The 14,551-nt window shown below is 40.2% G+C and carries 16 protein-coding genes and 2 pseudogenes; 9 read left to right on the top strand and 9 right to left on the bottom strand.

Annotated elements, in window-relative coordinates; translation table 11 throughout:
• Window positions 1-356: 356 nt before the first annotated feature.
• Window positions 357-578 carry a DUF6199 family natural product biosynthesis protein gene (locus tag MHI21_RS14365; protein ID WP_165177070.1) on the bottom strand — a complete coding sequence of 74 codons (222 nt, stop codon included), beginning with the start codon at window positions 576-578 and terminating at the stop codon, window positions 357-359.
• 118 nt (window positions 579-696) lie between these two features.
• Window positions 697-999 carry a hypothetical protein gene (locus MHI21_RS14360; RefSeq protein WP_342418407.1) on the bottom strand — a complete coding sequence of 101 codons (303 nt, stop codon included), beginning with the start codon at window positions 997-999 and terminating at the stop codon, window positions 697-699.
• Between the two features lie 371 nt (window positions 1,000-1,370).
• Here MHI21_RS14360 and MHI21_RS14355 point away from each other — a divergent pair, with 371 nt between their 5' ends.
• Window positions 1,371-2,123, top strand: a complete 753-nt coding sequence (locus MHI21_RS14355; RefSeq protein WP_342418406.1) for a collagen-like protein — start codon at window positions 1,371-1,373, stop codon at window positions 2,121-2,123.
• Between the two features lie 1,890 nt (window positions 2,124-4,013).
• On the opposite strand, the gene MHI21_RS14350 is transcribed toward MHI21_RS14355, so the two are convergent.
• Complete coding sequence (locus MHI21_RS14350) at window positions 4,014-4,199, bottom strand: transposase (protein ID WP_238807837.1); 186 nt, start codon at window positions 4,197-4,199, stop codon at window positions 4,014-4,016.
• A 761-nt stretch (window positions 4,200-4,960) separates the two neighbouring features.
• Here MHI21_RS14350 and MHI21_RS14345 point away from each other — a divergent pair.
• Both MHI21_RS14345 and MHI21_RS14340 read left to right on the top strand, forming a co-directional pair.
• Window positions 4,961-5,266, top strand: a complete 306-nt coding sequence (locus MHI21_RS14345; RefSeq protein ID WP_342418405.1) for a stalk domain-containing protein — start codon at window positions 4,961-4,963, stop codon at window positions 5,264-5,266.
• Window positions 5,236-5,550: a hypothetical protein gene (locus MHI21_RS14340; protein WP_342418404.1), complete on the top strand. Its 315-nt coding sequence runs from the start codon at window positions 5,236-5,238 to the stop codon at window positions 5,548-5,550. Before MHI21_RS14345 ends, MHI21_RS14340 begins: the two co-directional genes overlap by 31 nt.
• Window positions 5,551-5,830: 280 nt before the next feature.
• Here the strand turns inward: MHI21_RS14340 and abc-f are convergent, their stop codons facing one another.
• Window positions 5,831-7,318 (bottom strand): ABC-F type ribosomal protection protein, encoded by a 1,488-nt coding sequence (gene abc-f / locus MHI21_RS14335; protein WP_165177060.1) that lies wholly within the window; start codon window positions 7,316-7,318, stop codon window positions 5,831-5,833.
• A 508-nt stretch (window positions 7,319-7,826) separates the two neighbouring features.
• On the opposite strand from abc-f, the gene MHI21_RS14330 reads away from it, so the two are divergent.
• The 5 genes and pseudogenes from MHI21_RS14330 to MHI21_RS14310 form a co-directional block, all read left to right on the top strand.
• Entirely contained in the window at window positions 7,827-7,958 is a 132-nt protein-coding gene (locus tag MHI21_RS14330; RefSeq protein ID WP_274597336.1) for a hypothetical protein, read from the top strand.
• Window positions 7,959-8,003: 45 nt separating this feature from the next.
• The gene (locus tag MHI21_RS14325; RefSeq protein ID WP_341161257.1) at window positions 8,004-8,540 is read left to right on the top strand and encodes a phage antirepressor KilAC domain-containing protein; all 537 of its coding nucleotides are present in this window, start codon (window positions 8,004-8,006) and stop codon (window positions 8,538-8,540) included.
• Window positions 8,541-8,637: 97 nt separating this feature from the next.
• On the top strand, window positions 8,638-8,799 hold the full coding sequence (locus MHI21_RS14320) for a hypothetical protein (RefSeq protein WP_342418403.1): 162 nt from the start codon (window positions 8,638-8,640) through the stop codon (window positions 8,797-8,799).
• 89 nt (window positions 8,800-8,888) lie between these two features.
• Window positions 8,889-9,101, top strand: a complete 213-nt coding sequence (locus MHI21_RS14315) for a hypothetical protein (RefSeq protein ID WP_341161259.1) — start codon at window positions 8,889-8,891, stop codon at window positions 9,099-9,101.
• A 326-nt stretch (window positions 9,102-9,427) separates the two neighbouring features.
• Window positions 9,428-9,636: pseudogene (locus MHI21_RS14310) on the top strand (fibronectin type III domain-containing protein); the annotation flags it as partial.
• Between the two features lie 56 nt (window positions 9,637-9,692).
• On the opposite strand, the gene MHI21_RS14305 reads toward MHI21_RS14310, so the two are convergent.
• Window positions 9,693-10,031 carry a hypothetical protein gene (locus tag MHI21_RS14305; protein ID WP_342418402.1) on the bottom strand — a complete coding sequence of 113 codons (339 nt, stop codon included), beginning with the start codon at window positions 10,029-10,031 and terminating at the stop codon, window positions 9,693-9,695.
• Window positions 10,032-11,115: 1,084 nt separating this feature from the next.
• Here MHI21_RS14305 and tet point away from each other — a divergent pair.
• Window positions 11,116-12,492 (top strand): annotated as a pseudogene (tet, locus tag MHI21_RS14300) (Tet(L)/Tet(K)/Tet(45) family tetracycline efflux MFS transporter).
• Window positions 12,493-12,630: 138 nt separating this feature from the next.
• On the opposite strand, the gene MHI21_RS14295 reads toward tet, so the two are convergent.
• The 4 genes from MHI21_RS14295 to MHI21_RS14280 form a co-directional block, all read right to left on the bottom strand.
• The gene (locus MHI21_RS14295) at window positions 12,631-13,170 is read right to left on the bottom strand and encodes a GNAT family N-acetyltransferase (RefSeq protein ID WP_342420213.1); all 540 of its coding nucleotides are present in this window, start codon (window positions 13,168-13,170) and stop codon (window positions 12,631-12,633) included.
• A 233-nt stretch (window positions 13,171-13,403) separates the two neighbouring features.
• Window positions 13,404-13,544, bottom strand: coding sequence for a hypothetical protein (locus tag MHI21_RS14290; protein WP_165177052.1), 141 nt, complete (start codon window positions 13,542-13,544; stop codon window positions 13,404-13,406).
• Window positions 13,545-13,585: 41 nt separating this feature from the next.
• Window positions 13,586-13,750 (bottom strand): hypothetical protein, encoded by a 165-nt coding sequence (locus MHI21_RS14285; RefSeq protein ID WP_016821950.1) that lies wholly within the window; start codon window positions 13,748-13,750, stop codon window positions 13,586-13,588.
• Between the two features lie 233 nt (window positions 13,751-13,983).
• Window positions 13,984-14,286: a hypothetical protein gene (locus MHI21_RS14280; RefSeq protein WP_165177050.1), complete on the bottom strand. Its 303-nt coding sequence runs from the start codon at window positions 14,284-14,286 to the stop codon at window positions 13,984-13,986.
• Window positions 14,287-14,551 lie beyond the last annotated feature (265 nt).

Raw genomic sequence — 14,551 nt, 5'->3', positions numbered from 1 at the left:
AATGCAAAATATGTGTTGGATGTCTTGAAAGTCTTTGAAAACGAAGTGACTACACTCGGGTATACTAGTTCCTCTAAGTCGCTCGCTTTCCAGAGTGACGAGTCGAGTTTCTACATTGTTCTTCCTTATAGGGTGACTGGTTAGATGAGTAAATACAATGGGAGAAAAATGATCTTTACTACTTATTACAGCGGCAGGCCGGTCTAAGATTAAGGAAGTTCGATTAGTGGAAACTATGGATAAGAAACAGATTTCTGTTTTTGAAAATATGCTAAATGATATTTTAGGAGCTTCAGCTAAACAGCAAGTGTCTTTTGGATAAGGGTATTTTGAGGATTGAAAACAGATAGTAGAATTTACAGGAATATAACTAAAAGTCCACATGTTAAAAAGAAGAACCCAAAGAGTATCGAAACAGAGCCTCTAAATTTCATGTCATCAATGTAAGCATCACTTGGTTCAGAGTCACCTTTGATCTTCCAGGCTTCGTTTACACGCCATCCCCAAGTGGGATTTCGTTTACTTAAAATACCAAGTGAGAAAAAAATAATCGCAATAAAAATAAGCATGAATCCCATTTGATCAACCCCTTTAAGTAAACTATACCAAAAAAGAACGACAGATGGAAAGTATCGTCTCTCAAGGACAGATAGAAGAAAAATAAGAGGGCTTTGCCCTCCATGTTATGGTTCAATTTTAATCTGAGTAGGCAACAGCATTAAAACTTTCTATTCCTATTCGGGTAGCATCTGCTATGCAAAATAGATATAAGGTATACACCAATTCATTTGAAGGTAGTAGAGGGATATTGTAATCGGAAGCATTTATGGTGACGACCTGTACAGCGTTTGGGTTTGCTTCGGAGACACTTACAGAGTAAAGGGCGTAAGCAACAAGCGAATCGAAATTGCCTCTAACAATGGAAAAAGAAATAACGGAGTCGAATGGTGGTGGGGTAGGAAATGCAAGCTCAGCTATCCCGGATAATTGTACACGCATGTTTTCCCCTGCGCCCGTTACATCTAAGCCAAGCTCAGCAATGGCAACGGGTGTATGGCTGGCAAGGGAATAGAGATTGTATTACCGTAACTTGCGTTTTGAGATGTTCGAGCATCTAACAATCTAGTCATTATCTCATCTCCCTTTTTGGGTAAAGGATTTGCAAGCTGGAAATATAAAAATACAGACAGTGTAGGATTTGGACCGGTTGATTGAACTGGGTATTAAGCTTCGAAGGATGAGCTGTAATAATGCTAACACGATAGGGTCAGACCTATGCCTATTTTCCTGAAATGAAGTCAATAGCCCAATCTTTTTGGTTAATTGCACAATAAGCTACTTTGACTAGACTTTGGAGGTGACCATTAATTATGTTTCGACATTATTGTTGGCAGAAGAATATGCATCGGAGAAAATTTAGAAGATGTGTAGTTAAAAAAGTCAAAGTGTTACCGAAAGTTATTGTTAAAGGGATCCGAGGACCTCAAGGACCTCAAGGACCTCAGGGACCGCAGGGACTGCCGGGTCCACAGGGAGTTCCAGGCGCTCAAGGCCAGCAAGGGCTACAAGGTTTTCAAGGAATTGTCGGACCAACAGGACCAGCAGGAGCAGTAGGACCAGCAGGACCAGTGGGACCGGCAGGAGCGGTAGGTCCAGCAGGTCCAGCGGGGGCGGTAGGACCAGCAGGAGCAACGGGGGCAGCAGGGCCTGCAGGAGCCGGGATAACAGACTTCTTAAGTGTTTTCCGAGCAGATCCTGGTACGGGAACTGACACAGTTCCGGGTAACTCACCAATTACCTTTACAGGAGTTTTAGCTAATGTTGGTGGTGCATTTACTTTCACTCCTCCATCTACAACGATAACAATCAACGAAACGGGGAGCTATCTAATAGATTTTACAATTCATAACCAAGGTGATGCTAACTTTAACCTTACCGTAAATGGAATCCCTGTTACCCCTGTTCCCTTCACGGGTAACGGTGGCGGACCAATTTCGGCAGAAGTCATTATTACTGTAGGAGTCGTTCCTACAACTATTCAATTGGTAAATGCAAGTGCAACCCCAGCCCAACTTCATAACTTTACCAATACCACTCTTACTATATTAAAGTTGACTGTTTAAGCCATTCTTAATGATATATAGAACATTATATGTAGCCGCCTTAGAAAAGACTGTACGATTTCCATCGTCAGTTTGTCTAATTACACTCATAGTAAGCAGACGCATTTATGAGGGGATTGTGTAGCATGGCAAGAGAACGTAGTGGCAGTAATAAGAACCATTAAACACTACCACTACTCCAAAGCCTATCTTCAAAGTTGAAATGGATAACATTGTAAAAAAGATGATATTATTCAGACATAGAAATATGAATGCTAAGAAGGTCGGGAAACTTCTCCCACCTTCTTTTTTGTTGTGACAAATCGGAACTATTGCTTTGATCCGTCAGGTACGACAAACTCATGAGCGGCAATCAATATAAATTTTCTTTTTTGATTAGTCGCGAAAAATGGGAAGCTACAGAAGAACGGGCCGAGGTCGATTGGCCTAAAGTTGAGCATTGCATAAGGAAGCCTTTAACCTTGTGTTGGTAGAAGGACTGACGGAGGAAGAATACAAGAATGTAGACGAAGAGGGCATTAAGGAGTTGGATGGCCTCTTAGAACGATTTCTATAAGGGGTTGTTTCCACCTGATGAAGTTTATGAGCCTACGACGAAGAAGACTAAGAGGTTCCTGAGGATGATCGGAAAATAAACTGGATAGAATTTTGGGCTCTATGCGTGAGTAATGGTATTTCTGATTCAGAATAGACTAATATGACCATTCCAAAGATTAGAGCGCTCATGAAGGCCAAGAACAGAAACCGGGAATTCGAAATCATTCTCCACGCTGGTAAGGTGGAAAATAAAAAGCCGAAGAAGGTCAAGTCACTATCTGATCTTGGTTTCTTCGCAAAGTAAATTAAGAAGCATCCGCAAACATGAAGTGCTCCTGCAAAGTAAACAGCTATCAAAAAGCAATAATTAAGCAGCCTGAGAAGGAGTCAGGTTGTTTAGTTTCTCTTGAAAGCGTTCATGGTTGTAGAAATGGATATACTTTTGAACGGCATTCTCCACCTGTTGAGCTAATGGAAGGAGTGGAGATAGAAACACTCGGTTTTAAAATGACTGAAGAAGTTCTCTATACATGCCTTGTCCCTGCAGTTCCTTTTTCGGGACATGTCGGCCTGTATTCCGTCTCGCTTGAGCAGGTTGGTATATTGGCGAGAGGTATATTGAAATTCTTGGTCGCTATACAGTAGAACACCTCGAGCATCCTGTCGCTTCCTTGCCTTTTTCACCGTATCTAACACCAGGCTCAAATCGTTTCTGCGGCTGATCTGTTAGGCAACAATTACGTTGTTAAAAAGATCCTGAATCGCGGAAGGGTAGGGTCTCTGTCCATTGAACATGAGGTAAATGGTGTCTATTACCCACTTCTTATTCGGCAGGTCAGCCTTAAGCTCCCAGTTCAGATGATTGCCAGAAATGACCTAGGGTTCTTTCTTGGCATAGTAGGGTCTTTTCCTACGAATGATCGCCTTGGTCCCCAGTTCACCCATAAGTCTCCGTACGCACTTATGATTCATATGTATGCTGTAGATTTGATTCAATTAAACCTTTATCCTGCGGTAACCGTGTATTCCCTTTAGTTCCTCGTCACATGCCATGATTTTTAGCTTCATAGCTTCATCTTCCCGCTGTTTGGGTGAAACAACATCTTCCATGTTATCCACTTATAAAAACCACTTTTGGACACTCGGTCCAGTTTACATAGTAGTACGAAGCTATGTCCCTTACTAAGCAATTCTTAGATTACCGCAAACTTTTTACTCTTGGGTACAGCCTCCATTCCTCCTTTGACATCTGCAAGAGCTTTTTTAGCATTTCATTTTCTGCTTCGAGGCGTTTCAGCTTGACCTCCGGATCTTCGGGGCGTGTTCGAGGTCTGCCGATGCCTGGCCCTTTTGCTATGTCTCGTTTTCCTCTAGATCTTTCATTCCCTCGGCTTTAAAGTGTCTCGCCCATCGGCGAACCAGCGAAGCGTCAATCTCCATTTCTCGTGCCACGTTTTTATATCCGATTCCCTTTTTGAGGTACAGATCCACTGTCTTTATCTTGAAGCTCACATCGTAAGTTTTTCTTATTTCTCCCATAGAAAAATCCCCTCCATAATAGACAGATTAGATGGCTTGCTCTTTTCTGTCTACTATGAGAGGAACATATCACACTTGGAGAGGTTTTTACTTTTGAACGAATGAAAGGAGCCAATTGGGGGCCAGTGCAAGCCTAATATATGTATATCTCAGATTGCGAAAATGACATGAGAAAAGGAAATAATATGATGAAGCGAATCGGAGTTTTTTTATTGATATCACTGCTGCCAGCACTCGCTACTTTATCCGTATGTGGTTTCCATATAAGCGGATTGATTTTACTTTTTTCATTGATCTTACTGACATACATGTATGTGCTTATAAATGAACAGATTCATTTTGCTCAATACGCAAAGTCCTCTATGGAAAGATTTAATCGTGACGTAGAATAATTTTCTTCTTGTAACTATAATAAGTGGTTTCAACAATGTTCCTAACTACCTCGGCTTGTTTAGAAATTACAATTTTCTCCGGGATATATACCTCCACCAGGGCCTAATAGTTTTGTCTGGCAGTTGGAATAATTTTACAGGTGAGACAGGTCGAAGAATTAAGGTTGATTCATTCGGACTTGTGGCTTATGTCTTAACAGGACAAGAGACCATTTCTTTAGGTCGAAGAGGTTCGGGTGGTAGCTTAATGCTCTTGGGTCGTAGAAGTCCTGTAGGTGGGGGTAGCAGTTCATGTTCAACATAATTGTTTACGACAATATCTTCCAATGGTAATATGAGAACGAATAAACCGTTAGTGGAGGCATTTAGATGAATAAAAAGATGTATATGTTTATAGGTGCTTTACTTGGAGTACTGCTAGCTAATTCTGGTGGAGCTGCGGCAGATCAAGTGAAATTACTAGTTGGGAAGACTATTGCAGGGGAATACAATGTGAGAGTAAATGGAACAACATTGTCTGAAAACGCTATTGCCGTCGATGGTACAGCGTATGTACCTTTGCGTTCGATCTCAGAATCTTTGGGGGCGAACCTAGCGGTGAAGGGAAAACTATTGAAATTGCAACAGGAACTCCTTCTTCTAATGTGGTTGTTAAAGAGCAGTCACAAGCTATAGCTTTGAAAGATAACCCATATACCAATTGGTCCAAGGAACTAATTGTAAAGCACATTGGAACTGTGGAAGAATTGATCGAAATACTTAATAATAATATTAAAAAATATGAAAAGTCATTGACTGACATCGATAGAAAAATAGGTGCGGCGGGCGACGATCAAAGACTTATTGAGCGCATTGAAAAAAGCGCCACTAAGACAAAAAAGGAATTACAAGAATCCAAAGACAGTTTATTAGAGCATAAAAAAGAGCTAGAACAACTTAAAGCAGCATTAGCTACTTAAATAAATATGTAGTAATCTAGTAGCAAACAAAAATTATATACTGTATACACAAAAGCCCTCTTAAACAGAGGGCTTTTACTCTTATATAAGGGAATTAGTATTAGACTGCACTCAAACAAAATAAACGGCAGCTATGGACGAGAAAATAAAATCCTAGACTGCCGTTTTTTTATTGAACTATTGTGTCCCGTTAGTCAATCTCTTCCCTTTTCATAAAGGTTGTTGTGCAAAGCTTTCTGTCGTTGAAATCATGTCTTACTCCAAGTCACTTTGTAAAATTCTAATCCCCACCGAGTTCAACCGTTTTCGTAGCGACACGGTCATGAAATTCCCGATCATGCTCCACGAATACAATGGTCGGCGTGTACTCAAGCAGCAGCTCTTCAATTTGCATCCGGGAAATCACGTCGACAAAGTTGAGCGGTTCGTCCCAAATATGCAGATGAGCCTCCTCACATAGGCTTCTCGCGATCAGAACCTTCTTCTTCTGACCGCCGCTAAACGCCGATATATCCTTCTCAAACTGGATGCGGGCGAAATCTAGCTTACGCAACACGGCCTTAAATAAGCTTTCGTCAATTCTGTGCTCTGCTGCATAATCGGAAAGCGTTCCTCGCAGATGAGAAGTATTCTGGGATACATAGGAAACGCGAAGCTGCGGCTCCCGCTGAAACGTTCCTGTATAGTGTAGCGTCTCATCGTTGAGCAGGCGGAGTAAGCTAGACTTACCTGAACCATTTGGACCTGAAATTGCAATCCGATCTCCTGGTTCGATCGTCAGACTAACGTTCTTACAAACCGCTCTTTCCCCATAGTAAATCGTGACGTGATCCAACATCGCCAGTTCCGATTTGGGATACACGAGCTGAGAGATCGCAAGGCTTTCTGACTGTTCGATATTTCGGAGCAGTTTCGATTTTTCCTCTAAAGCTGCGTGTTGCCGCTGTTCGATGGATTTCGAGCGTTTCATCATTTTTGCTGCCTTATGCCCGACGTATCCCTTGTCAAGCTTGGAACCGGAATTTCGTGTGCCGTTTTTTGATTTTTCGGTCTCGAAAGACCAGCCGCTAGTACGTTTAGCAGAAGCTGATAAACGTTGTATATCTTTGTACAGTTTTTCGTTTTGTGCCATTTCAAACGTATCCTGGCGAGTTTTGTTCGTCCACCAGCTCGAGAAGTTGCCTTTTTGGATTTCGATATTCGTTTTGTTGATCGATAGAATATGATCCACGCAGCGGTCGAGAAAAGCCCGGTCGTGTGAAACAAGAATAAAACCGCGCTTCGTATTCAGATAATCGGCGACAAGCTTGCGTGCGTGCAAGTCGAGATGATTGGTCGGCTCGTCGATGAGCAGAAATCGATTGTCTTGGATGAATAGCACGGCCAGCAATACCTTCGTCTGTTCTCCTTGGGACAGCGATTCGAATGGCCGGTACAACACGTCTTCTGAAACCTTAAGCAGGTTCAGTTCGCGCATCAACTTCCAGTTCTCATAGTTTGGCACGATCTCCTCGACGACGTCTAAGGTCAAATACTCAGGGTGTTCGACGGGAAACGGAAAATAATCAAAGGCGACTGGTGTGGAGATCGTACCGCTGTATTCGTACTTCCCCTGAAGCAGGTTTAAGAACGTAGTTTTCCCCCGACCGTTTCTCCCCGTAAAGCCCAACTTCCAGTCTGTATCAATTTGAAAATGAACATTTTCAAATATGGGGTCATAGCTGCCTGGATAGGCAAAAGTAAGATTGGTCACCTGAATGGCGGGCATGGCAATCATCCTTTCGTTTGGAAATAAAAAAGAGCCGCAAGAAAGGTGCTTTCTTGCGGCTCTAATCCATACGAGGAAATACGACCCCATTCCAAGGGGCCGTATGACTGTCCGGAGAGGGAGCGCAAACGAAACGCAGAGCTTTCTTGCAGAGATGAAATAAAACGACCACAGCCGATCGCTGAGTCCGTTCTTTTCGTGATCTCGAAGCAAGAAAGTCCTACATATATCCGTTCAACTCCCATCATCAAATTACATTCAGTTTATCACAATGGTAATTTAACTACAACCTGCGTAGTCCCGTTTAGGCTGAAGCCTCACGTAGGTCGACATGCTATTTAGATTGATTAATGTTATTCAACTATCCTGTTCGTTCGTATTAGGTTAATAACATATGGGTTTTTAAAATCCGTAGCGTTATAGCAGCTGAAGCAATCTAAGATATAAATATGAAAGCCTCTGATAACTCAGGGGCTTATTTTGCGTACAATGAAAGGTGAGATCAGTAATGGATATACTTACAATTCACGGAGTAAGAGGATTTATTGATGGAAACGGCACGCCGCAATTGAATTTGGAGGATGTGGCTCGAGGATTAGGATTTACAGACAAATCCAAAAGTACAGAGTATGTCAAATAGGATAGAGTGAGGCAGTATTTATCGGATTTGAAGTTTTCGACAGAAGTGTCGAAAGATACTTTTATTCCCGAAAACATCTTTTATCGACTGGCAATGAAGGCAAGAAACGAAGTAGCTGAAGCATTTCAGGCCAAGGTAGCTGATGAAATATTGCCGTCGATCAGGAAGCATGGAATATATGCTACGGATAATGTGATTGACAATATCCTCAATAATCCTGACTTTGGAATTGAACTGGTGACTAAGCTCAAGGAAGAACGTGCTGCCAGAGTACAGGCGGAAAGGACAAATGCAATCCTAATGCATGTAAACAAAACGTATACGGCTACAGAGATTGCCAAGGAACTCGGATTTAAGTCAGCAATTGCGCTTAACCATGATTTAGGCAATCGAAAGATTCAATTCAGGCAGAATGACACATGGTTGTTGTATAGCAGATATGCGGATTGCAGCTATGTTGAAATCAAACAAGAAGTTCTTGATAACGGTAAAGTGATCTATCACCGCAGATTTACTCAGTTAGGTCGTGAATGGCTTTTGAAAATTTATAATAAGGAACAATCAAAGGCATCTGTAAGTTAAAGGTGTCTTTTTTGCTGTCCAAGGAGGTGATGAAACCCGTGGCAAAAATAAAATCCGCATTGGATATACAAATGGATCTAACAGGCCAGTTGAAGAATTGACTGAGGTCATTTCTGCTGTCATTGCTTCGCAGCCAGCACGCCGGAAAGAAATACTTATAGGTTTGGATATAGCAGTAGGAAGTGCTTTAGCAGAAATACAGGCCCAAGAAGAAAAAGATCAGAAAACAGATGATGATAGCTCAGGAAAAGTTTCCTGAACAGAGAGACGGGGGAACACGATGGATATTACAGTTTAATTGCTGCGATTAGTGGGATTATTTTAGGTTGGGCCGGGCGCAGCAGGTCAATGCGGCAAGACATCATTCAAGAGGCGGGAGCGGAAGCTTTGCAGCGTGCGGATGTTGATTACATCAAGCGCGGCGTGGACGACATTCGGCTCGAACAGAGGGTGCAGGTCCAAAGGATTGATGCCTTATCCGAACGGGTTACGCGGGTTGAAGAATCAGCGAAACAGGCTCATAAACGACTTGATCGAAAAGAAGAAACGGGAGGAATTTAACAATGGATTGGAATACAGTATGGTCGTTAATCGACCCTAAATTGTTAATCGTTGTAGCTGTTGTATTAGGGAATGAATTAAGACTAGTCCACGTTAATGTGTCTCCTTTGCCAACAGTTTTATAGACATATTCTCTCCCGTTACCCTGCAAACTCCAAGTGAGATTTGATGTTCCTTTATTCCGAACTTTAATCTTTACATGTCCACAATCTTTTTTAACAGTTGTTGAATTTATCGTTAAATAACGGAAAAAGATTCTATCTGCCAAAGTTTGATAGAATCTTTTTTTTGAAGGACAAATTCCCCCTAACTTCGACACTCATGGAATGACAACAGGATTGGGGAAAGAATTCGATCTGAGCATGAAAGAGGTCAATGAATTTATCACATGGTACGAAAGTAAGCAGGATGGATCTGGATCGGCTTCATATGCCATTAATAAGCACGATAACAATAAAGGACCATTCACAACCGCAAGGATTACATGCTATACGATCGTATTCTGACGTTTGAAGTAAGTGAATACTTTAAATAAATCGAAAAGCTCTGTTACCTTAATTGGTCTGCAGAGCTTTTAACTGTTCACGGCTTTTAGAATATATCCAGGTATTCTTTCTGGAATTTGATGAAATCTTGCACACTGTCGTGATAGGTAAATCTACCGCCATTTTTATCAATAATCCAGTTGATCTTCTCGTCATTTAACAAGATTCCATACATGCAGTGATTAAGCAGTTCAATTTGCTTTTCATCCCTAATTCGGATCAAATGTTTTTCTTCTTCGACAATGAGGTACCATTTCGTTTCTGTTTCATCTACATCTACATCTACGTCTACATCCGCATCTACATACAGTATTGATACCGACAAGGGGAATGGCCAGTCAAACCAATGTCCTCGCTTGTCTTCTCTATAACCTTCAAATGCCATGGTTATTTCCCCCTACTTGGATAATTTATATCTAACGTGCTGCGATTGTACGCTTAATTGGAAACTGTTTTACGGAAGTGGCAGCTATCCTCAGCCTTTGGCATCTTGGCACCAATCTGGTGAATGACCTGCTGTTTGAGGCTGGTACTAGCTGGGATACGTCTGTTTAGGCTGGGCTAACGGAGTTGTGAACTCTGGATTTTATTATAAATTTCTCATTTGCTCAGGTTTTTAAAGACAATGCTGGTTCAAGGAAACATTTGCGGCAGCCCTTTTTGACATTGGACGACACAGGCTTTTAGGAATACACACATTAAGTTTACTGCTAGTTCTTACTGGCTCAGGAATATCGCCCCCATATTCTTTCCATGGCTTCACGTACACCATCGTAAACTTCTGCAAAAGTTCAGTGTCGCTTTGGCAACCGTCTAATCCGCTATTGTTGCGCAATAGTTGTATCCTCTTTTATCGTTCATTGTTCTGATCTGTATAGTATACGGAAAACGACAGGTAACAAAGAAGTTGAGCGCTTTGTTACCCGATATCAAAACGCTACTACCAATACTCTACAGTTATTCTACTGAGCAATGACGTGGGCCCAACATGAACGAACTGGAGTTGAAAACAGGTAGCAGTGTAGTGGACATAAAGGCGCGTCTGCTGGCTTTGGAAGAGGGGGACAACAAGAGCGATATACGCTCTATATTGTAATCATAGAGGGCTGGAATGGTGACCCAAAGATCATTACATTTTCTCGTATGGAAATAGGCGCTGTATTAAACCTCCAATGATATGGAGCTTATTTTTTGTACTCGGAATATAATTTGCGCATAACACATCAGGAGGCTGCACTCATGTCTTGAATGTATCTTATTTCTGGAGTGGTTTGTTTCTTATATTTAAAACAAATGGATGGAAAAGATCGGATATATATTGCTACATCGTTACTTACTTCATTAACTTTAAAGGGGATCTGAAAAAACTTTAAAATTGTAATTCATGGATTGTTGCATTCGTATATATAATTACATTTTTTCCTATTCTAGATAAGGTGGTAGAATGAAAAAAATAGGTAGGGTCAAAAGTGAAAACCCCTTATTCACAGTCTGTTTTACACCATAACCAAATTTTAATGTGGCTTTGTGTTCTTTCGTTTTTTAGTGTGTTAAATGAAATGGTTCTTAATATCTCTTTACCTGATATTGCTGATGAATTCAATAAAACACCAGCCGTTACAAATTGGGTAAATACTGCCTTTATGCTAAGTTTTTCTATAGGAGCCGCTGTATACGGAAAGCTATCTGATCAGTTAGGTATTAAAAGGTTGCTTCTGTTTGGAATGATAGTGAATTGCATAGGATCATTAATTGGATTTATGGGACATACTTTTTTTCCAACACTTATCTTGGGGCGATTTATACAAGGGATTGGTGCAGCTCCATTTCCTTCACTTGTGATGGTCGTAGTTGCTCGCTATATCCCAAAAGAAAACAGGGGCAAGGCATATGGCCTCATCGGGTCTATCGTAGCAATGGGTGAAGGGATAGGACCGGCTATTGGTGGGATGATTGCTCATTATATTCATTGGTCTCATTTACTGCTTCTTCCTGTTCTAACGTTTGTCACTGTTCCCTTCCTGATAAAATTATTGAAAAAGGAAGTCATATCAAAGGGTTCACTTGACATTGCAGGAATCGTGCTTATATCTCTAGGCATTGTAATGTTTATGTTGTATACAACGTCTTACAGAATTTCTTTTCTGGTGATAAGTATTCTTTTCTTCTTGATCTTTTTAAAACATATCAGACAAGTAACCAATCCTTTTGTTGATCCTTCATTGGGGAAAAATACTGCATTTATGATAGGAATCCTTTGTGGCGGACTTATGTTTGGTACCGTAGCTGGATTTGTTTCTATGGTCCCTTATATGATGAAAGACGTTCATCACTTAAGTACCGCAATGATTGGCAGTGGAATTATTTTTCCTGGAACGATGAGTGTTATTTTCTTTGGTTTCCTTGGAGGAGCACTTGTTGATAAGAAAGGTTCCTTACATGTGCTAGCAGTCGGCGTTGCATTTCTTGCCATCAGCTTTTTGATAGCTGCTTTCTTTATTGAAATGATACCTTGGCTGATGTCTATTATTATAGTCTTTGTTTTCGGTGGTCTTTCTTTTATTAAAACAGTAATATCCACTATTGTTTCAAGTAGTTAAAGACAAGAAGAAGCTGGCGCAGGAATGAGCTTGCTTAATTTTATAAGCTTTTTATCAGAAGGAACAGGGATTTCAGTTGTAGGAGGCTTATTATCAATACGTTTTATTCATCAAAAATTTATACCAATCATTAATTTTCCATCTGCTTATTTATATAGCAATATGTTATTGATTTTTACAGTGGTCATTATAATTAGCGGGATTTTAACTGTTATTGTATATAGACGTTCAGTTTCAGATTCCTGATAAGAGCAGAAAAGGATTACATGCTGAAAATGATCGCATCCTCACGTTTGAAGTAAGTGGATACTCTAAATAAATCAAAAGCTCTGCTAACCTTAATTGGTTGGCAGAGCTTTGTTTGCTGATCAGTTTGATTTTAGGCTAATTTGAATGCTTAAACTTATAATACCAAAAAATCGCTTTTTCATGGGCTGTGAAAAAGCTAGAATATAGCATAGTATCAACTCCGCCGATTACAAAGTTATTTTTAGCATAGAATCGACAAGCTAAAACATTCACATCCTGTTTTTCAAGCATAAGACCAACAAGGTTATTCTGCTTAGCCCACTCGGTTGCTTTACTCAATAAGGCTGCTCCGATTCCCTTGTGTCTCCAGTCTTTAGCGACGGCAATATCCTCAATTAGAGCATAGCCATTCCAATTAGTACAAAGTTTAATTTGCCCAACACAGTCGTTCTCATCATAATATAAAAAAATAGATTTTCCTTGTTCATCAATATAACTGATGTCGACGTCATCATCCTCATACTGTTTAAAATATGGTTCGGGGAAACTTTCTTCTATATATGTCCAATTATCGTTCTCGTATTTAGGTATAATCCTTCCTGACACAATAAAGCCGTTATTCTCATTTGACTTCTTAAAATCTCCCATATTCGAAAGTGACATTTTAATTATTATGGCTTGTCTCCTCCTGGTTTAATTTCTCTATGCACACTATTCTAAAAGAGAACCACCATTTCCTGTCTGTTAGATTTATAAAAAGAGCAAAATTGTAGCGACTGTTCAACTATGTGTGATATTCTACGATCTCGTCCGCTTGCTTCAACGATTCATAGCAGTAGTTAGGTGTGCTGTTTAACACTAAAAAAAAAGCAGGAAGAATCCTTCCTGCTTTTGCTTGAAAACGATTATTAACGTCTGCGTTGTCTATCATTCACGCTAAACAGATTAACAGCCAGTGCGTTACCTCTTGCACGCGCAACAGCTCTTTGATTCGAACGGATGTTTGATCTTCTTCTTCTCAAATCACGTCTGCAATGTCTTCTGCTCATGTGATCACCTCCCTTCAAGGAAATGAAGGTACGGATGAATCTTAGTGGTGTTTATGCTTACGCTTGGAAATTTTGATATTCAAGGCATTGGTTGCTAGTGCATTTCCGCTTCCTGTTTTAGCAGCTGCGGCTTGAAAGACTTTAACGACCAGATATCTGTTTTTTCCGATGCGATGCTTATACGTTTTAACTCTATTTCTGATCATCTGCATATCTCCTTTGCTTAGGTCTGCTATATACTATGTCAATTGTGATAGTAATGTATCAGCATAAATCTATTAAAAGCAAAAAGAAGCTGGTACCTATATTCCTAATGGTTAACAAAAAACTCATGCGAACCTGTCTTCGCCATTTCAACTTTACGTTGCAGGAGAATGTTACAGGCAGGTCGGCATGAGTCTAATAGTGTAGATAAATAATATGCAGTTTAGTATGAAAATTATTTACTATTAAGAGTGTTAAGTTTTTTCTCGTAGTACGCCTCTTGAGCAAGAATATGATTCAGTTGTTCAGAGAGCAGTTTATATTCTTGGCTGTCTTCTGGGTAATTGTTTCTTTCGGAAATTACAGCTTCGAGTTGCTTTTCTAAATACCTGAAATGGATAAGTATTTGTATGTACTGAATACGATCGTAGGTTGTTATGTGTGATTTCTCTTCTGCATACAAATGATCCATTGTTGGTACTACACAGTTTATGGCGATAAATATCACAACAAACGCTGAAATTATAATTTTTTTCATTTAATTCCTCCTACAGAGCTATGAGTAATTAATATACCATATTTATCTAAAACAAAGAAAGATCTATTAGTTTTGCCCATCAATATAGCTGCTCAAGATCAGTGGGTGATTATTTGAGATGAGGAGGCTGATTTTATAGTAGAAACAATAGGAATAGGTTGCTGAAATGAAAAAATAGTTGTGAGATACATAGTATACATAATAACAATACAAAACCGGCTTGCCCTAGGCAGCCGGTTTTGTATTAGTGGTTAGAATAACGGGG

This window comes from Paenibacillus sp. FSL H8-0168 (genome assembly GCF_038592955.1).
In the GTDB taxonomy this organism is placed as follows: domain Bacteria; phylum Bacillota; class Bacilli; order Paenibacillales; family Paenibacillaceae; genus Paenibacillus; species Paenibacillus polymyxa_B.
This window is presented reverse-complemented; position numbering and strand designations above follow the sequence as displayed.